The 18,236-nt window shown below is 69.3% G+C and carries 18 protein-coding genes; 12 read left to right on the top strand and 6 right to left on the bottom strand.

The genetic code is table 11. The features are described from left to right. Nucleotides 1-4: 4 nt before the first annotated feature. A complete protein-coding gene (locus EIZ44_RS23065) occupies nt 5-349 on the top strand; it encodes a DUF3099 domain-containing protein (RefSeq protein ID WP_051728718.1) in 345 nt (114 codons plus the stop codon). Nucleotides 350-729: 380 nt separating this feature from the next. Here EIZ44_RS23065 and EIZ44_RS23060 read toward each other — a convergent pair whose 3' ends face one another. The 3 genes from EIZ44_RS23060 to EIZ44_RS23050 are packed head-to-tail and all read right to left on the bottom strand — an operon-like array spanning nt 730 to nt 3,176. Next, the gene (locus tag EIZ44_RS23060; RefSeq protein WP_037819195.1) at nt 730-1,599 is read right to left on the bottom strand and encodes a carbohydrate kinase family protein; all 870 of its coding nucleotides are present in this window, start codon (nt 1,597-1,599) and stop codon (nt 730-732) included. Beyond that, entirely contained in the window at nt 1,596-2,510 is a 915-nt protein-coding gene (locus EIZ44_RS23055; RefSeq protein WP_037819193.1) for a pseudouridine-5'-phosphate glycosidase, read from the bottom strand. The genes EIZ44_RS23060 and EIZ44_RS23055 overlap by 4 nt, the downstream gene beginning before the upstream one ends. 9 nt (nt 2,511-2,519) lie before the next feature. Continuing rightward, nucleotides 2,520-3,176 carry an HD domain-containing protein gene (locus EIZ44_RS23050; RefSeq protein ID WP_037819191.1) on the bottom strand — a complete coding sequence of 219 codons (657 nt, stop codon included), beginning with the start codon at nt 3,174-3,176 and terminating at the stop codon, nt 2,520-2,522. Nucleotides 3,177-3,260: 84 nt separating this feature from the next. Between EIZ44_RS23050 and EIZ44_RS23045 the strand changes: the two genes are divergently transcribed. Together EIZ44_RS23045 and EIZ44_RS23040 are read left to right on the top strand one after the other, a co-directional pair. Beyond that, the gene (locus EIZ44_RS23045) at nt 3,261-3,503 is read left to right on the top strand and encodes a DUF3039 domain-containing protein (protein WP_020657970.1); all 243 of its coding nucleotides are present in this window, start codon (nt 3,261-3,263) and stop codon (nt 3,501-3,503) included. A gap of 128 nt (nt 3,504-3,631) precedes the next feature. Continuing rightward, entirely contained in the window at nt 3,632-4,483 is an 852-nt protein-coding gene (locus tag EIZ44_RS23040) for a hypothetical protein (protein ID WP_134731151.1), read from the top strand. A 2-nt stretch (nt 4,484-4,485) separates the two neighbouring features. Here the strand turns inward: EIZ44_RS23040 and EIZ44_RS23035 are convergent, their stop codons facing one another. Further along, nucleotides 4,486-5,712: a YihY/virulence factor BrkB family protein gene (locus EIZ44_RS23035; RefSeq protein ID WP_051729695.1), complete on the bottom strand. Its 1,227-nt coding sequence runs from the start codon at nt 5,710-5,712 to the stop codon at nt 4,486-4,488. A 227-nt stretch (nt 5,713-5,939) separates the two neighbouring features. Between EIZ44_RS23035 and EIZ44_RS23030 the strand changes: the two genes are divergently transcribed. From EIZ44_RS23030 to EIZ44_RS23010, 5 genes are all read left to right on the top strand, one after another. After that, nucleotides 5,940-7,685 carry a DEAD/DEAH box helicase gene (locus tag EIZ44_RS23030; protein WP_037819238.1) on the top strand — a complete coding sequence of 582 codons (1,746 nt, stop codon included), beginning with the start codon at nt 5,940-5,942 and terminating at the stop codon, nt 7,683-7,685. 349 nt (nt 7,686-8,034) lie between these two features. Then, nucleotides 8,035-9,171 (top strand): sugar ABC transporter substrate-binding protein, encoded by a 1,137-nt coding sequence (locus EIZ44_RS23025; protein ID WP_134731149.1) that lies wholly within the window; start codon nt 8,035-8,037, stop codon nt 9,169-9,171. A gap of 95 nt (nt 9,172-9,266) precedes the next feature. Further along, entirely contained in the window at nt 9,267-10,040 is a 774-nt protein-coding gene (locus EIZ44_RS23020) for an ATP-binding cassette domain-containing protein (protein ID WP_037819184.1), read from the top strand. 17 nt (nt 10,041-10,057) lie between these two features. Continuing rightward, nucleotides 10,058-11,491 (top strand): sugar ABC transporter permease, encoded by a 1,434-nt coding sequence (locus EIZ44_RS23015; protein ID WP_037819236.1) that lies wholly within the window; start codon nt 10,058-10,060, stop codon nt 11,489-11,491. Nucleotides 11,492-11,513: 22 nt separating this feature from the next. Further along, complete coding sequence (locus tag EIZ44_RS23010; RefSeq protein ID WP_043829305.1) at nt 11,514-12,683, top strand: ROK family transcriptional regulator; 1,170 nt, start codon at nt 11,514-11,516, stop codon at nt 12,681-12,683. 1,024 nt (nt 12,684-13,707) lie between these two features. Here the strand turns inward: EIZ44_RS23010 and EIZ44_RS23000 are convergent. Next, nucleotides 13,708-13,887, bottom strand: a complete 180-nt coding sequence (locus EIZ44_RS23000; protein ID WP_037358805.1) for a DUF7455 domain-containing protein — start codon at nt 13,885-13,887, stop codon at nt 13,708-13,710. Between the two features lie 341 nt (nt 13,888-14,228). On the opposite strand from EIZ44_RS23000, the gene EIZ44_RS22995 reads away from it, so the two are divergent. Genes EIZ44_RS22995 through EIZ44_RS22985 form a run of 3 tightly spaced genes read left to right on the top strand, consistent with a single transcriptional unit; the run spans nt 14,229 to nt 17,183 of the window. After that, nucleotides 14,229-15,029 (top strand): EamA family transporter, encoded by an 801-nt coding sequence (locus tag EIZ44_RS22995; protein ID WP_043838437.1) that lies wholly within the window; start codon nt 14,229-14,231, stop codon nt 15,027-15,029. Between the two features lie 58 nt (nt 15,030-15,087). Next, nucleotides 15,088-16,440, top strand: a complete 1,353-nt coding sequence (locus tag EIZ44_RS22990) for a type I glutamate--ammonia ligase (RefSeq protein WP_167754249.1) — start codon at nt 15,088-15,090, stop codon at nt 16,438-16,440. After that, nucleotides 16,428-17,183, top strand: a complete 756-nt coding sequence (locus EIZ44_RS22985) for a DUF6885 family protein (RefSeq protein ID WP_134731143.1) — start codon at nt 16,428-16,430, stop codon at nt 17,181-17,183. The genes EIZ44_RS22990 and EIZ44_RS22985 overlap by 13 nt, the downstream gene beginning before the upstream one ends. Here the strand turns inward: EIZ44_RS22985 and EIZ44_RS22980 are convergent. Beyond that, a complete protein-coding gene (locus EIZ44_RS22980) occupies nt 17,153-17,539 on the bottom strand; it encodes a winged helix-turn-helix transcriptional regulator (RefSeq protein ID WP_037819180.1) in 387 nt (128 codons plus the stop codon). The two genes, EIZ44_RS22985 and EIZ44_RS22980, sit on opposite strands and share 31 nt — an antisense overlap. On the opposite strand from EIZ44_RS22980, the gene EIZ44_RS22975 reads away from it, so the two are divergent. Next, nucleotides 17,439-18,236 carry an NAD(P)-dependent oxidoreductase gene (locus tag EIZ44_RS22975; protein ID WP_276323744.1) on the top strand — a complete coding sequence of 266 codons (798 nt, stop codon included), beginning with the start codon at nt 17,439-17,441 and terminating at the stop codon, nt 18,234-18,236. The genes EIZ44_RS22980 and EIZ44_RS22975 overlap by 101 nt on opposite strands.

Genomic DNA, 18,236 nt, shown 5'->3' with positions numbered 1-18,236 from the left:
GACGATGGAACACGGAGGTGGTGCTGTGAACGCACCCCACGGAGCCGATCCCCGCCCCGAACCTGTGTTGATCACCGAGGCCGAGCCGTCGCTGGACGATCAGCTGGCGGCGCGGAAGCGGAAGTACGTCATCATGATGGTGTGCCGGATTCCCTGTCTTATTTTGGCCGGGCTGACTTATCACACGTGGTGGCTGGCTATTTTGTTTTTGGTGATTTCCGTGCCGTTGCCTTGGATCGCTGTGCTGATCGCTAATGACCGGCCGCCTAAGAAGTCGGAGAAGGTCAATCGGTATGCGCGGGATGCTCGGCAGATTGAGGGGCGGAAGCATCGGGTGATTGACGGGTGATCGGCTCGTCGCCTGGCGGCGACATTGCTTTTGAGGGTTGCGTGGGGCACCCCGAAGCTTGATTGTGCTGACGGTCTGAGGGTGCTTGTCAAGGCGGGAAAGATGCCTTGACAAGCACCCTCAGACCGCAGATGAGCTTCGTATCGGGGTGCGGGGGTGGTGTGGGTGCCTCGCTGGTTTGGGTGCGTCGGCTGCCGGTTCTCAGGTGGGGCTAGCGCCCCAATGTGGCATTGGGCGCATGTGACGCACCCAATGTGGCGTTCGGTGCGTTTGACGCACCCAATGCCACATTGGGGCGCATCCCGGGCGGCGAGGGTGGGGCCGTGAGGGGGCCCTGACGGAATCTGGGGCTGTCAGGGGTCCCCTCGCGGGCCTTTGTTTTAGGGTTGCGGGCCGATTCGGCTTACTGCCAGTGCGCCTAGTTGGGTGCCTGTGCGTAGTACGTCCACTGTGGACTTTCCGGCTAGCCAGGTGGTGAGGACGCCTGCGTCGAAGGCGTCGCCTGCGCCGGTGGAGTCCACGCAGGTTGTTTCTACTGCTGGGACTGAGGAGACGCCGGTTGCGTCGATCCAGCTTGCGCCGTCCAGGCCTGCGGTTACTACTACTGCGCCTACGGTGTTCAGCAGTTCGGTGGCCGAGGAGGGGTCTGCGGAGCCGGTCAGGGCGACTAGTTCTTCGGTGTTCGGCATGAGCAGGTCGGTGCCGCGTACGTCGTCCAGGAAGGCTGACGGGTCGTGGATGTGGGCGGCTGCTTGGGGGTCCACGGAGGTGGTCAGCCCGGCTTTCTTCGCGGCGGCCAGTGCGGCTAGGCCTGCGGGGCGGGAAGACGGGTCCAGCAGGACATAGCCGGACAGGTGCAGGTGGGTGGAGCCGGCCAGGGCCTCGGGCGTGACGTCTTCGGGGGCGAAGCGTTTGTTCGCGCCTCGGTCGGCGAGCATGCTGCGTTGGCCTTCGCCGTCTACTAGGACTACTACGCAGCACGTCGGGGCTTCCGGATCGGTCGCGAAGGCGCAGCGGACTCCTGCGGCTTCCAGCTCGGCTCGGATCAGGCGGCCGCCCGAGTCGTTGCCGATTCGGGCGATCAGGGTGGTTTCTGCGCCCAGGGAGCGCAGCCACAGGGCGGTGTTCGCTCCGGCACCGCCGCCGGTGAAGCGGATTGCTGCTCGGGCGTCGCCGCCGTGGGGGAGGGGCTGGTCGTGTCGCGCGACGACGTCTAGGCCCGCGTCGCCGACTACTACGATTCCGGTCACGACAGGGCCACCGCCACCTCGGTCGCGAGTTTGGCGTTGGACAGCACCAAAGCCTCGTTCGCGTCGATGCTGACGCCTTCGCTGGCGGTGTGGAAGTGTTCGAGCAGCACGGGGGTCACGTCCGCGCCGTGTACGTCGCCGTCGGCCAGTTTTGCCAGGCCCTCGCGCAGCAGGCGGTCGTGCAGCGCACGGTCCATTTCGGACTCTTCCGGGATCGGGTTTGTCAACAATACGCCCGAATTCGCGTACCGGCGGTGCGCGGAGATGACCGCGGCGGCCTGTTTCGGGTCGTCCACGCGCCAGCCGACGGGGTGGCCGGACGAGCGGAGGTAGAACGCGGGGAAGTCGTCGGTGCGGTAGCCGAGGACGGGCACCGAGTTCGTTTCCAAAACTTCCAGGGTCGCGGGGATGTCCAGGACGGACTTCACGCCGGAGCACACGACCACGGTCGGCACCTTGGCGAGGACGCCGAGGTCGGCCGAGACGTCCCAGCTCTGTGCCGCGCCCAGGTGCACGCCGCCGAGGCCGCCGGTGGCGAAGACGCCGATCCCGGCTGCCGCGGCGAGCGCCGAGGTGCCGGCGACGGTCGTGGCGCCGGAGCGGCCGAGGCCGACTGCGGGGCCGAGGTCGCGCAGGGACAGCTTGTCCAGGCCGGCGTCGGGGGCGCAGACGCGCTCCAGTTCGGCGGGGGACAGGCCGATGACCGGCCGTCCGTCCAGTACGGCGATGGTGGCCGGAACGGCGCCGCCGTCTCGTACGGTTTGCTCGATACGGCGGCCGACGTCGAGGTTCCGTCCGTACGGGAGGCCGTGCGAAAGGATCGTGCTCTCGAGCGCGACGACGGGGTGACCGTCACGCAACGCCGAGGCGACTTCCTCGTGGACGAACAGGGGAGTGGTCTGGGTGGTCACGAACGGACATCATCTGTGATCGCCGCGCACGCTGCGGCATCGGGTCAGCTCTGCCTGCAGATTCTGCCGCGCGGCGGCTTCCCAGCGTGAGCGCGCGCTTTCGGTGAGGTACAGCGCGGGCCGCGCGAGGAGGCTTTCCAGCACCGCGGCGCGGCCGGTTGCCCAGGCATCGTCGGGATAGCGCGCGTACTCCTGGCGCACGTTGTCCACGTACGCGGCGTACACAGCGGGCGATGCGCCGAGGATGGCTAGGTCGGCGTCGAGGAGGGCTGCTGCGGCTAAGTCGCCTTCAGGGGCCTCGTGGGCGGCGGTGGCGAGGACGAGGGCTTCGGCTCGCTCGATGTGTGCGTCGGCAATCCCTGCGCGCGTGAGCCAGCGGCGAAGCCACTCCGCGCTGCGCTGCTCGTCTTCGCCGGGTACGGCGTCGTAGACCACGTCGTGTGCCCACGCGGCGAGTACGACGACAGCGCGTTCGTGGAAGGGCAGGTCGACCGCTAGCTGCTCCGCGTCGTGTGCGACGGCGGTGGCGTGGGCGAGGTCGTGGTAGCGGCGGCGCGGTTCGGTGTAGCGCGTTTCGAGGTCGGCCCAGGCGTCGTGGCCGACGCGGTGGTCGCCGCCGAGACGGGTGAGGCAGCTGTGCCAGCGGGGTGCGGACTCGTGCGGCATCCGGGCTCCTGAGGGGTCCCTTGGCAGGTCAGGCGAGCCTAGCCGGGCATTACCGCGGGCGCGGTGCTGAGGCATGATGGTGGGGTGAGCACCGAAACGCTGACCAAGCCGGAGACCGACAGCACCGAGTCGACCGACGACGACTCGCCGAAGATGTTCCACTACGTGCGCAAGAACAAGATCGCCGAGAGCGCGGTCATGGGCACGCACGTCGTGGCGCTCTGCGGCGAGGTCTTCCCGGTGACGAAGTCGCCCAAGCCGGGGTCCCCGGTCTGCCCCAAGTGCAAGAAGATCTACGAGGGCCTCCGTCCCGGCGGCGACGACTGAGCGCGCTTCCCGCGCGTCCCGGTGCGCGGGAACAAAGGTGAAAATCCTTCACTCGGTGGCTGTGCACCCGGGGAGGAACTGGTAGACCTGCAGTCCGGCCAGTCGCCTCCCCGCAGGAGTGTCCCCGCATGCGCGCAACCGGGATCGTGCTTTCCCTCGTCGTCCTGATGTCCGCCTTCAGCGCCGTCGCGGCGGGCGCCGCGGACGCGGTGACCGGATGGACCACCGTCGGCTCGGACCGGGCCCGTCCGCTCGACGAGAGCCAGGGCCTCGCCACTGTCGAGCGCTCGTCCGGCACCAGCATCCGCTACACCGGCATCGGCACCGTCGACCCGGGTCTGGCCTCGAAGGGCTGGAACCACATCGGCGACCCGGGGTCGGCGAAGGGCTGGTACGTCGAGCCCTATCAGCGCGACGACCGCGGCGCGAAGCTCTTCCGCGTCGAAGCCCCGGACGGCTCCCGCGCCGACTACCAGCACGCGCTGGAATCGTGGGAGGCCAACAACAACTCGTTCGCCGCGGTGTCGCCCGACGCGCGCTGGCTCGTGTCCGGCGAATGGGGCACGATGGACCGTCTGCTCGTCTACCCGATGCCCGGCGTCGCGGCCACCGACCCCGGCCAGAACCTGCCGTACGCCTCGGCGATCCGGCTCGACCACCAGGTACGCGACGTCCAGGGCTGCGATTTCGTCTCCGCGACCCGGCTCATGTGCTCCTCCGACGACCCGGACGGCAGCCTCTTCGGCACCACCAAACCGCTGCTGCAGGTCGATCTCTCCGGTTCGGTCTCCGGCTCCGATGTCACCGGGCACGTCACCTCGCTCGGCCAGCTGCCGCTGGAAAGCGGCTGCGGCGGCAACTTCGAGGTCGAGGGCATCGACTACGACGAACGCGACGGCGGCACCCTGCGCGTGGTCGTGATGTCGCCGAGCGTCTGCATCGCCTTCGACAGCAAGACGTGGCGGTTCCGCCAGGGCTGACCTCAGCCCTGCTGCGAGCGCGGTTCCGAGCCGGAAGAAGGCTCGGAGCCGCGCTGGTCCGGGGCACGCTCAGGCCGCGCGAGCTGCACGGTCTCCGATTCGGGGCGCTGCACCTCGGCGCCGTTCGGCTCGTCGTGGCCGGTCTCGGACTCGGCGGTGTCGTCTTCGGGGTGCCGTTTCGGCCGGCGCAACGGCATCGTCGTGCGGTCCCACAGGCGGCGGCCCTCCTCGGCCCGCATCCGCTCGTTCGCGCGTTCCATCTCCAGCCGCCGCCACTTGCGCCGCTGCCGCCGGGTCGCCTTCGCGGGCCAGAGCTCCTGGATCGCGCTGTTGAAATACGCGCCGCCGACCACCGCGAGGCCGATGAAGAACATCAGCAGCAGGAACGCGATCGGCGCGGCCAGCGCGCCGTAGGTGTAGCCGGTCTTGGTGATCCAGTTCAGGTAGATCCGCAGCCCGATGCTCGACACCAGGAACACCACGCCGGCCAGCATCGCGCCCGGCAGCCCCCGGTGCCAGGGCAGCCGGCGCGGCAGCGCGAGCTTGTACAGCGTCGTCAGCGCGAGCGCGATCATCACGCCCAGCACCGGGTAGTAGAGCGTGCCGACCCAGGACGAGACCGTCGGCCGCCAGTCGACCGGGAAGAACTCCGGCAGCAGGTCCGGCCCGATCGCCAGCAGCGGAAGCCCGATCACGAGCCCGATCAGCGCGCACAGGTACAGCAGCAGCGCGAAAATCCGCTGCCACACCTCGTTGCGGACGCCGTACTGGTCGTGCGCGACGGTGATGGCGTCGACGAACGACGACATCGCCGACGAACCCGCCCACAGCGAGATGACGAAGCCCACGGACACGATCTCGCCCTTGCCGACGGTGAGGATGCTGTTCACCGTCGGTTCGATGATCTCCTGCACGGCGTTGGCGCTGAAGATGGTGTGGCTGAAGGTGATGATCCGGTCGTGCACCGCGGTGACCACGTTCTGGCCGAACCACTCGCCGATGAACCCGACGCTGCCCAGCAGCCCGAGCAGCAGCGGCGGGAGCGACAGCGTCTGCCAGAACGCCGCCTCGGCGGCCTCGGAGAAGATGTTGCCGTCCCACGCTTTCGCGAGCGTGCGGGTGAGCAGCCGCCACGGCCCCCTGCGCACGGTCTTCTCCGGCACGCTCTTCTTCGGCACTGCCTTGCCGTCCGGCTCTGCCTCGCCGGCGTCCGGTGTCACCTCGCCCATGGTGTGTCCCAGCATGGTCCATGCGCGCGGTTTTGGCTCGTCACCCCCGCCGAGAGGGGGCGTGTCGGAGGACACCACCCGTGGCGGTGGCGGGCGCCCGGGGACTCGGAAGGTAAGCTGGCCGACGTGCCCTCATCGCGGCGCCCGGCGGCGAAGCCGGTGCCACAGTGGGGGTTTTCGCACGTCACGGCCGCGCGGAGCGGCCCGAGGAGGGGGTGAACCGAGTTTTGTCCGAGACGACCCAGCCGGTCCTCGGGGCGCCGCCCGCAGCGACGGACTCCACCGCGCGCCCGCTGCGCGCCTGGCAGCGCCGAGCGCTCACGAAGTACCTGTCGAGCAAGCCGAAGGACTTCCTCGCGGTCGCGACGCCGGGCGCGGGCAAGACCGTCTTCGGCCTCCGGATCGCCGCCGAACTGCTGTCGGACCGCACGGTCGAGGCGGTCACGATCGTCACCCCGACCGAGCACCTGAAGCACCAGTGGGCGGCCTCGGCCGCGGCGGCGGGCATCCCGATCGACTCGAACTTCCGCAACACCACCGGCGTCACGTCGTCGGACTACCGCGGCGTCGCGGTCACCTACGCGCAGGTCGCCGCGCACCCCACGCTGCACCGGGTGCGCACGGAGAACCGCAAGACCCTGGTGATCCTCGACGAGATCCACCACGCGGGCGACGCGAAGTCCTGGGGCGACGCGACCAGCGAGGCGTTCACGCCCGCGGTGCGCAGGCTCGCGCTCACCGGGACGCCGTTCCGCAGCGACGACTCGCCGATCCCGTTCGTCACCTACGAACCGGACGGCGGCGGGTTCCAGCGCAGCAAGGCCGATCACTCCTACGGCTACTCCGACGCCCTCGCCGACGGCGTGGTCCGGCCGGTCGTCTTCCTCGCCTACTCCGGCGAGGCGTCGTGGCGCACCAGCGCGGGCGAGGAGTTCACCGCGCGGCTCGGCGAGCCGCTCACCGCGGAGCAGAACGCGCGCGCTTGGCGCACGGCACTCGATCCGGCGGGCGAGTGGATCCCGGCGGTGCTGCAGGCCGCCGACACGCGGCTCAGCCAGGTACGGCAAGGAATCCCGGACGCGGGCGGCCTGGTGATCGCCACCGACCAGGAAACCGCGCGCGCCTACGCCAAGATCCTGGAGCGGATCTGCGGCGAAACGCCGACGCTGGTGCTGTCCGACGACCCGAAGGCGTCCGGGCGGATCAAGGAGTTCTCCGAGACCAAGGAACGCTGGATCGTCGCGGTCCGGATGGTGTCCGAAGGCGTCGACGTCCCGCGGCTGGCCGTCGGCGTGTACGCGACCAGCGCGTCCACCCCGCTGTTCTTCGCACAGGCCATCGGCCGCTACGTGCGGGCCCGGAAAAAAGGCGAGACGGCGAGCATCTTCCTGCCGAGCGTGCCGGTGCTGCTGGAACTGGCCAGCGAGCTGGAAGCGCAGCGCGACCACGTGCTCGGCAAACCGCACCGGGAGAAGGAAGGCTGGGACGACGAACTGCTCGCCCAGGCCAACCGCACCGAGGACGAACCGGGCGAGGAGGAGAAGGCGTTCACCTCGCTGCACGCCTCCGCCGAGCTCGACCAGGTCATCTACGACGGCAACTCGTTCGGCACCGCGGTCTTCTCCGGTTCCGACGAGGAGCAGGAGTACCTCGGCCTCCCCGGGCTGCTGGAGCCGGACCAGGTCCGCGCGCTGCTGCGCAAGCGGCAGGAAGAGCAGATCTCCGACGAGAAGCGGCGCAAGCCGAAGGACGAGCAGCCGGCCGCGCCGCCGGTCCGGTCGCAGTCGGTGAGCGAACGGCTCGGCGCGCTGCGCAAGGAGCTCAACGCGCTGGTCGGCGTGTACCACCACCGCACGAAGAAGCCGCACGGCGCGATCCACAACGAACTGCGCCGCCAGTGCGGCGGCCCGCCCACCGCGATGGCGACGGTGGAGCAGCTCGAAGAGCGCATCGTCACGCTGCGCTCCTGGTAGTTCTCCGGGCGAAACAGCGGGGCGCACGGCGGGTCCGTGCGCCCCTTCCCCAGGTAGAACGGTTCGTCCGGTTCGATCCGGGCGCCTGAACGGGCACCCCTGCCCTGTGGACCGGACAAGACCGGACAAGTTCTCGTTACGCTCGGTGCGTGGCAGGGATCACTCAGTCAGCGCAAGCCCTTGATGAGGGCTGCGTTGCCGAACCGTGTCCATTTGGTGTCGGTTACTCGATCCCGCCATCTTCCGCAGAGCCGCTCCGCGGCATATGTTGTCGGCCACAACATATCTGCGACGGTGCACGGGGACCCCTCCCGATCACCCCGCGAGCATGATCGGAGAAGGAACGAGGATGCGCACCAGAACACTTACCCTCCTCGCCGCGACGGTGAGCGCCGGCCTGGCGCTTTCGGCGTGCGGCGCCAACAACGCGGGCTCCGGCAACTCGGGGGACAGCAAGAGCTCCGCCTCCGCCCCGGCAGGCGGCGGCGCCAACGGCAAGGTCGGCGTGATCCTGCCGGAGACCGCCACTTCGGCCCGCTGGGAAGCCTTCGACAAGCCGATGCTGCAGGCCGCGCTCTCCGCGCAGGGCTTCAGCGCCGACATCCAGAACGCCCAGGGCGACAACCAGAAGTTCTCCACCCTCGCCGACGGCTTCATCAGCTCGGGCGTCAAGGTGCTGGTCATCGCCCCGTCCGACCCCGCGGTCGGCGCGGCGATCGAGGCCAAGGCCAAGAACGCCGGCATCCCGGTCATCGACTACGACCGCCCGAGCCTCGGCGGTTCGGCCGACTACTACGTCTCGTTCGACAACGAGAAGGTCGGCGAAATCCAGGCGCAGGGCCTCGCGGACGCGCTGAAGAGCAAGCCGGGAGCCAACGTCGTCCAGATCGAGGGCGCGCCGACGGACAACAACGCGACCCTGTTCGCCAACGGCCACGACAAGGTCCTCAAGCCGCTGTACGAGTCCAAGGCGCTGAACCTCGTGCAGAAGCAGCCCATCGACAACTGGGACGCCCAGGTCGGCGGCACGACGTTCGAGCAGATCTTCACCCGCGTCGGCGGCAAGGTCGACGGCGTCGTCGCGGCGAACGACGAGCTGGCGGGCGCGGTGATCACCGTGCTGAAGAAGAACGGCCTCAACGGGAAGGTCCCGGTCACCGGCCAGGACGCGACCGCGGCCGGTCTGCAGGCGATCCTGCGCGGCGACCAGACGCTGACGATCTTCAAGCCGATCAAGGAAGAGGCCGAGAACACCGCGAAGCTGGCCGCCGCGCTGGCCAAGGGCGACAAGGCCGCCGCCGACGCGATCGCCACCGGCAAGCTGCACGACCCGAAGAACAACCGCGACCTGAAGTCGGTGCTGCTGCAGCCGCAGCTGATCACGATCAAGGACATCAAGACCGTCGTCCAGCAGGGCTACGTCAAGGCGTCCGACATCTGCACCGGCGACCTCGCCGCCAAGTGCACCGAAAACGGCATCTCCTGACGCAGCAGTAACTCCCCGCCAGAGCAGCCGGGCCGGGACGCGTTCCCCCGACGCGCGTCCCGGCCCGGTATCCACGCGAGAGACAAGCGAATCCCATGAGCGAGCCCATTCTCGACATCACCGGCCTGAACAAGAGCTTCGGCCCGGTCCACGTCCTGCACGACGTGGACTTCGCCGTGCGGGCGGGCGAAGTGACCGCGCTCGTCGGCGACAACGGGGCCGGCAAGTCCACTTTGGTCAAATGCATCGCGGGCATCCACCCGTACGACACCGGAGCCGTGCGGTTCAACGGCGCGGACGCGCACATCCGCGGCCCCAAGGACGCCGCCGAACTCGGCATCGAGGTCGTCTACCAGGACCTCGCCCTCGCCGACAACCTCGACATCGTGCAGAACATGTTCCTCGGCCGCGAGCGCGGCAGCAGCTGGCTGCTCGACGAGGCCAGCATGGAGAAGGCCGCGCGCGAGACGCTGGCGTCGCTCGGCGTGCGCACGGTGAAATCCGTCCGCACCCCGGTTTCCTCGCTGTCGGGCGGTCAGCGCCAGACGGTCGCGATCGCGAAATCCGTGCTGTGGAACAGCAAAGTCGTCATCCTCGACGAACCGACCGCGGCGCTCGGCGTCGCGCAGACCAAGCAGGTGCTCGATCTGGTGCGCCGGCTGGCCGAACAGGGCCTCGGCGTGGTGCTGATCAGCCACAACATGGCCGACGTGTTCGAGGTCGCGGACCGGATCGCGGTGCTGTACCTCGGCCGGCTGGTCGCGGAGGTGCAGACCGGCGACGTGACGCACAGCCAGGTCGTCGAACTCATCACCGCGGGCCGATCGGGCGATCTCGGCCTGGCCCGTCCCGAAGCTGTCGCGCTGTGAGCGAGAAAGAACCCGCCATGACCGAAACTTCCGAGAAGCCGCAGACGCCGGACGCGCCCTCCGGGGCGATCGCCGACTTCGGCATCGACACGACCTCGCTGTCCACCGGCGAGGCGATCAAGGACTACTTCGCGCGGATGAAGGACGGGCAGCTCGGCTCGATTCCCGCCGTGCTCGGCGTGATCGTGCTCGCCGTCCTGTTCAGCGCGCTGTCCGGCGACTTCTTCACCCTGCAGAACATCGCCAACCTGCTCGAGCAGGGCGCGGGCCAGACCATCATCGCGATGGGCATCGTGTTCGTGCTGCTGCTGGGCGAGATCGACCTGTCCGCGGGCACCGCGTCCGGCGTCTGCGCGTCGCTGATGGCGCTGCACTATGTCCACAATGGAAACCTGCTGGGCTCCATGGGAACCGGCGTCTTCATCACGTTCATCGCGGTGCTCGTGCTCGCGGTGGTGCTGGCGCTGCTGCAGAAGATCTGGGCCGGGGCGGCGGTTTCGCTGGTCGGCATCGTGGTGATCATGGTCGGCGCGCCGGTCAACGCGTGGGTCGAAATGCTCATCGCGGTCTGCACCGGCACCGCGATCGGCTGCATCACCGGGTTCCTGGTGTCGAAGATCGGCATGCCGTCGTTCGTCGTCACGCTGGCGCTGTTCATCGTCTGGCAGGGCGTGATCCTGCAGTTCGTCGGCGAAGGCGGCACGCTGCCGATCAGCACGAGCGACACGCTCAACGCGGTCGCCAACGGCAACCTCTCGATCGTCGGCAGCTGGGTGCTTTTCGTGGTCGCGGCAGGCGGATACGCGGTGCTCGCGCTCGGGCAGCACTTCTCGCGGCTGAAGCGCGGGCTGGTGGTCCAGCCGACGCCGATCGTGCTGGCGAAGGTCGGCGCCATCGCGGTCGTCGCCGCGGTCGCGACCTATCTGCTCACCATCAACCGCGCGTCGAACGACCTCGTCGTGATCGCGGGCGTGCCGTACGTGGTGCCAATCGTCCTGGTCCTGCTGGTGGCGGGCACCTACGTGCTCAACCGCACGAAGTACGGCCGGCACCTGTACGCGGTGGGCGGCAACAAGGAAGCCGCGCGCCGCGCCGGCATCAACGTGCCGAAGCTGCGCACCAGCGTGTTCGTGATCAGCTCGTCGTTCGCGGCGATCGGCGCGATCGTGTACTCGTCGAAGGTCGGTTCGGTCAGCGGCCAGTCCGGCGGTCTGAACACCCTGCTGTTCGCGGTCGGCGCGGCGGTCATCGGCGGCACCTCGCTGTTCGGCGGCAAGGGCCGGATCATGGACGCGGTGATCGGCGGCGCGGTGCTGGCGATCGTGAACAACGGTCTCGGCCTGCTTCAGCAGAAGGCCGCGGTGGTCAACATCATCACCGGCCTGGTGCTGCTGCTGGCCGCTTCGGTGGACGCGTTGTCGCGACGGCGGGCTGAGGCGTCAGCACGCTGAGGGCAGATGGGAAGATGATCCGGTGAGCAGCCCGCCCGTCGCCCGCCCGGACGAGGTGCGCCGGCACAACCGCACGACTCTGTTGCGCCTGCTGCACGTCGGCGGGCCCAGTACGCGGGCTGCCCTGGCCACCGAACTGGGGCTCAACCGGAGCACCATCAAGACCCTCGTCGACGGTCTCGCCGAGGCAGGCGTGGTCGAGGAAAAAGTGCCGAGGCCAGGGCGAGGGGCGGGCCGCCCCTCGCTCCTGGTCCTGCCGCAGCCGCACGCCGCGGTGGTGCTCGCGGTCGATTTGCAGGTCGAACACGTGGCGATCGCGCTGGTCGGGCTCGGCGGGCAGATCCTCGGGCGCAACAGCTGGAACCTGCACACCCGGACGCGGACCGCGGACGAGGTGATCACGCACGTGATCGAGTCGACCCGGGTCCTGGCGAGCGACCTCGGCGTGGAACCGATCGCGGTCGGCGTGTCGGTGCCCGGGGTGGTGCGACGGGCCGACGGGCTGGTGCACGAAGCGCCCAACCTGCGGTGGACCGATGTGGCGCTCGGGGACCGGCTGTCGGCGGTGCTGCGAATTCCGGTGCTGGTGGCCAATGACGCCGAACTGGGCGCGGTTGCCGAGCATTTGCGCGGGGCGGCTCGGGGATCTTCGGACTCGGTGTACGTGTCCGCGGACGTCGGCGTCGGCGGCGGGGTGATTTCGCAGGGGTCTTCGCTGCGCGGCGGCGCTGGGTATGTCGGCGAGATCGGGCACATGGCGATCCGGCCTGGCGGGCGGGCTTGTTACTGCGGCAGCCGCGGATGCTGGGAGACCGAGATCGGCGAGGCCGCGCTGTGCCGGGCCCTGGGGTTGCCGGAGGACACGCCGCGCGGGGTGATTCTCGTTGAGCTGCGGGAGCTGGGGCTGGATGCTGTCGCGGCTTCTTCCCGGTTGGCTGAGTATGCGGAATGGCTGACGTTGGGGCTGGTCAACGTGGTCAACCTGCTGGGGCCGGAGCTGGTGGTGCTGGGGGATTTGCTGACTGTGCTGCCGGAATCGGTGATGCGGGCGGTTGCCGAGGAGGTTCGGGGGCGGAGTTTGGTGTCTCGGGCTGTTGGGGGGACTCGGATCGTGAGCTCGGCTTTGGGGGCGGATGTGAAGCTGCTGGGGGCTGCTGAGGTGGCTTTTGAGGTGGTTCTGGATACGGTTTGACGTCCTCTTCGGCTCGTCCTCTTCGGCTCGTCGCCTGGCGGCGACATTGCGCCCGTTGGTTGCGTGGGGCACCCCGAAGTTTGATTGTGCTGACGGTTCGGGGGTGCTTGTCAAGGCGGGAAAGATGCCTTGACAAGCACCCCCGAACCGCAGGGGAGCTTCGTATCGGGGTTGGGGGAGGGGCTGGGTGCCTCGATGTTTGGGTGCATCGGCTGCGGTAGAGAGGGGCTGGGTGTCTCGATAGCGGGTGCATCGGCTGCGGTGGAGGGCTGGGTGCCTCGCTCGTTGGGTGCACCGGCTGCGGTTTGGGCTGGGTGCCTTGATGCTTTGGGTGCATCGGCTGCGGGAGCGGATTGGTGCCTCCTCCACCGTCGGATGCACCAGCTTCGGTCTCGTGGGTGGTGGCGGCTAGCGGCCCCAATGCCACATTGGGTGCGTGGGATGCACCCAATGTGGCGTTCGGTGCGTGGGATGCACCCAATGTGGCGTTCGGTGCGTGGGATGCACCCAATGTGGCGTTCGGTGCGTGGGATGCACCCAATGTGGCGTTCGGTGCGTGGGATGCACCCAATGCCGCATTGGGGGCGCATCGCTGGCGGGGCTGCGGCGAGGGTGGTCCGTGAAGGGCTCCTTGAGGGAATCTAGGTCCGTGAAGGGGCCCCTCACCGCCGGTGGCTGGTCGTGAGGGCCACCCTGAGGGAATCAGAGTCAATGAGGGTTCCCCTCATTGACGTGGGGGAAGCGTCTCGGATGCGGAGCGTGCATTGCCCGGTTGACGGGGGCAGGAACGCGGCGAGGTGGGGGTCCGGCGCGGTGCGGAGGTCAGCACTTGCCGCCGTGGCGGGCGTGCGGGGCCAGTGCGGAGGCCTAGGACTCGCTCAGGCAGCCGAGTGGAGCCGGTTCGCGCCTCAAGTGCCTGACGCGGCCACAGCAAACCGAGTGCGTAACTCGGCCCGAAAAACGCCGGAGGCGGCAAGCGCGCTGCGCCTGCCGCCTCCGGGTAGCTGTTGTCGGGTGAGCGAACTTACTTCTGGATCTCCGCGGCCAGTTCCTTGAGCTTGGCCTCGTGCTCTCGGGCGTGGTGCCCGCAGAAGAGCAGCTCGCCTCCGGAGCTGAGGACAGCGCGTACCTGAGCTGCTGCTCCGCACCGGTCGCATCGGTCGGCTGCGGTCAATTCGGGGCGGGTGAGCGTCGGCGTTGTCATGGGGGTCTCCCTCCGTCCCGGCACCGGTCGCCCGGTGCCTCGATCCAGCTACGCCCACTTCGGTGTCGATGCCTTCGGCGGGGATCGCTTCCGGCTCCGCTGTGTTCGTGCTTCCACTCTTGCAGACGTTTGGCGGCCCGCAAGTGTTCCCGCGCCGGTGGGAGGTGCGTCACGCCGAATTAGCCCGGTTGCCGCAGCGGCGTCCCAACCCGTAGGACCAGACCACCCGGCGCTCGACGTTTTCCGTGGTCAGGCACCATGCGGGAGTGGGCATTGCACTCTCCTGGAAACGCGTGAACGCGATTCCGGCACCGGTCTTGTTCGTTCTCAGCGGAATTTCCATGTATGCCGGTGCGGCCATCGCGGTCGACCTTTTCGGGCACGCCACGCCCTCCGGGGTTGCGTGGCTGCGCTGTCTCGGTGCGGCCGTCGTGCTGCTGCTGTGGCGGCGGCCACCGAAAGCAGCCTGGCGGGGCAAGCGGCTGCTGCTCGCGGGCGCTTTCGGCGTCGTCACGGCGGGGATGAACGTGGTCTTTTACGAGGCCATCGCGCGATTGCCGCTGGGCACGGTCGTCGCGCTGGAGTTTGCCGGTCCGGTGGTCGTAGCGGCGATTGGGTCACGGACCCGGCGCGATTTGATCGCGCTGGTCCTGGTGGCGCTCGGGGTGGTCGCGATCGCGGACGTGCGGATCGCGGGCAGTCCCCTCGGCGTCGTGTTCGCGCTGGCCGCGGCGGCTGCTTGGGCTGGGTACATCGTGCTGGGCAAGCGGGTCGCGATCGGCGGGGACGGGCTGGATTCGCTCGCGGTCGGGTTCGTGGTGGCGACCGTCGTGCTGTCGCCGCTCGCGCTGGGCACCGGCGAAGTGTGGGGTTCGCCACGCATGCTGCTGCTCGGGATCGGCGTCGGCGTGTTGTCCACAGTTGTGCCGTATGCGCTCGACCAAGTGGTCCTGCGCCGTCTCGGGCAGGCGCGGTTCGCGGTGCTGCTCGCATTGCTGCCGGTGACAGCGGGGGTCGTCGGGTTCGTGGTGCTCGCGCAGGTGCCGAGCGTCGTCGAAGCGATCGGGACGCTCGCCGTCGTCGCGGGAGTGGCGTTGCGCAGCCGTGACGACGCCGGGCCGGTCACTGAGCCGCCTGGGTGAACATTCGCGGATGGCCCGGACGGCGCGGGCCCGCGATACTGATCCCGAGGAGGTTGCCATGACCAAGGCGGCGTCGGCGGCGGCGAAAGACCTGGCCGCGGCGGGGGTCGGTGGCGTCCACCTGGCCTGGGCGGACAACAACGGCATCCCGCGCTCGCGGGTGGTCCCGGTCGGCGGGCTGGCCGACGCGGCGGTCCGCGGCGTGGGCGCGACCTCGCTGTTCGCGGTCTTCGACAGCCACGACGCCATCACCTACGCCCATTCCGGTCTCGGCACTCCGTCGGGCGACATCCGGCTGGTGCCGGTCGTGGAACGCCTCCGTCGCCTTGCCGGGCAGCCTGCGCTGGCTTGGGCACCGGTGCGGCAGATCGCGGCGGACGGTTCGCCGTGGCCGTACTGCCAGCGTTCCGTGCTGGAGCGGCAGGTCGCCGAGGCAGCACAACGTGGTCTCGAGTTCCGGGCGGGGTACGAGCTGGAGTTTTCCGTAGCGCCAGCGGGCAGCGAGGACGTCGTGTCCGCGCCGGGACACCGCGGTCCGGCTTACAGTCCGCACGCGCTGATCGGCCTGGACGACTTCATTGCCGCGCTGCTGCACGATTTCTCCGCGAACGGCCTGCAGATCGGCCAGCTGCACGCGGAATACGGCGTGGCGCAGCTGGAATTGTCGCTTGCCGCCACGGATCCGGTCTCCGCGGCGGACGACCAGCTTCTGGCGCGCCAGACCATCCACGCGGCCGCGCACGCACACGGGCTGGTGGCGACTTTCGCGCCGATGATCGGCCTCGGAGCCGCGGGAAACGGCTGGCACTTGCACACTTCGGTCCGTCGCAAGGGCCGCAACCTCCTGGCTGGCGACGGGGTGCCGGAAGGCGAAGGCGCGGCGTACCTCGGCGGGCTGCTGCGGGATTTGCCCGCGCTGACGGCGATCACCGCGCCGAGCGTGCCGTCGACGATGCGGTTGCGGCCAGGGTTTTTCGCTGGTGCGTATGCGTTTTGGGGCGTCGAGAACCGCGAAGCGCCGCTGCGGTACGTCCCGGGCACAGCGCTGCTCGGGACGGAGCACGCGAATGTCGAGCTGAAGACGTCGGACGCGTCGGCCAATCCGTATCTCGCGCTGGCGGTAGTGCTCGCTGCCGGAATGGCCGGGATCGAGGATTCGGCGGTGCTGCCGGAGCCGATCGCAGAGGACCCGGGCGGCTGGAGCGAAGGGGAACGGAACACCGCGGGCGTGCTGCCGCTGCCGGCGAGTCCGTCCGAACAGGACACTGCGCTGCTGGCGAATCCGCGCGTGTCCGGGGCGCTGGGGGACGAGCTGCTCGGCGCGTTCCGCGCGGTGCGCGCCTCGGACGCGGCGTGGGCCGCCGAGCGGGCGCCTGAGGAGATCGTGGCGGCGCATCTGTGGCGGTACTGAACACGGGGCTTTCCGACGTCCACTGGCTTCCCGGCGGTGCGCGCCTGGTCGCCGAGGCCCGGGCGGAACTGCCGCAGAAAGACGGGTTGGCGGCGGCCTTCACCGGGCTCGTGACGCTGCGCGCGGCGGACATCGCGGTGCCGGACCAGGACGAGGTCGCGATCGCTGCCGGGACCGTGCGCGCATCGCCCAGTCGTCCGGCAGGTGCGTTGTCCCGCAACGACTTCCGCCTTCCGGTGCCGTTCGACGAGACAGCTGCGGGCACCTCGCTGGACGGCTTGGCCGCAGCCATCCGGACGCTGTCGGAAGAGAAGCTGGCGGTGGTACCGGCGCTGGGGGAGTGGAGCGCGGCGGCGGTCTCGGATTTGCTGCTGGGCCTGTGGGAATTGCCGCGAGTGGCGGTGCTGGCGCGGGTCGACCCGGCGGAACTGGGATCTCCGGACACGCCGGAACGAGCGCTGCTGGACTACCTCGACACCGGCATTCCTCCACTGTGGACGAACCGGTGGCGGCCGCCCGCGCCGCATCACGTGCTGATCGCCGGAGTACGGCTCGGCGCGGAGGGAACGCTGCTGTCCGTTGTGGACACTTACCGCGAACTGGGCGACGACGGCGTGCACGACCAGCCGGTGGAATGGATCGCGGCGGGGCTCGAATCGGTGCTGCTGGTCGCGGATTCCCGGTATGCGGAGGCGTTGGCGCAGGCGGTTTCCTACGCCGGGTTGCGCACCGGCGCGGCGTAGCGCTCCTGCGCGTCCAGCAGTTCTTCCCAGTGCTCGGCGACCCAGCCGTACACCGTCTTCATCGGCTCCAGCAGGCTGCGGCCCAGCGGCGTCAGCGCGTATTCGACGCCTGATGCCGGGTCGGCGTGCGCCGTGCGGGAGACGAGGCCGGAGCGTTCGAGGCCGCGCAAAGTCTGGGTCAGCACCTTCGGCGTGACGCGATGCAGCGGCACCCGCAGTTCGGAGAACCGGCGCGGCCCGTCCTCCAGGCAGCGGATGACCAGTGCGGACCACTTGTCCCCGAACCGGAACGGCACCAGCGCGGACGGGCACAGCTCCTCGAACAGGTCGGGAGGCAATGGCTGCCGAACGGTCATCGCGGTCTCCTCTCGAAGTATCCCGGAGGGAACCGGCCCCCTGGCTACCTTCCAGAGCATCGACACCCCAGGAGGTATTCCCACGATGAGCAAGATCGTTGTTTTCGGGGCGGGCGGCCGGGCCGGACGGCAGGCGGTCGCGGAGGCACAGCGGCGCGGGCACGACGTCACCGCGGTGGTCCGCGATCCCGCGCGCTACCGCGACTTGGCCGACGTCGTCGCAGGCGATGTCACCAGCGCGGCCGATGTTGCTGCCCTGGCCGCCGGGCACGACGCGGTCATCAACGCGGCCGCGGTCTACGGCGAGGGCACCGACCCGCACGCGTTCTTCACCAACTCTGCACACGCTCTCGTCGCCGGATTAGCGCAGGCCCGGCTGGTCGCGGTCGGGCTGTCCGTGCTGCTGCCCACCGCTGACGGAACCCGGGCGCTGGACTCGGGTCCGGCGGAGTTCCGGCCCTTCTGCCTGGCACACGCGGCGGGGCTCGAGGTGTTGCGCGCCGAAGGCGCCGGGCTGGACTGGGTGTACGTCAGCCCGGTCGGCGACTTCGACCACGATGGCGAGCGCACTGGCCGCTACGAAATCGGCGACCAGTTCGACTTCTCCGCCAAGATCTCGTACGCCGACTTCGCCGTGGCGCTGCTCGACGAGGTCGAGAACCCGCGGCACCACCGCGTGCACCTGGCAGTGGCCTGA

Origin of the sequence: Amycolatopsis nivea, from assembly GCF_004522235.1 — a bacterium.
GTDB classification, from domain to species: domain Bacteria; phylum Actinomycetota; class Actinomycetes; order Mycobacteriales; family Pseudonocardiaceae; genus Amycolatopsis; species Amycolatopsis nivea.
Note: the sequence above shows the minus strand (reverse complement) of the source record. Positions and strands in the feature narration are given on the sequence as shown.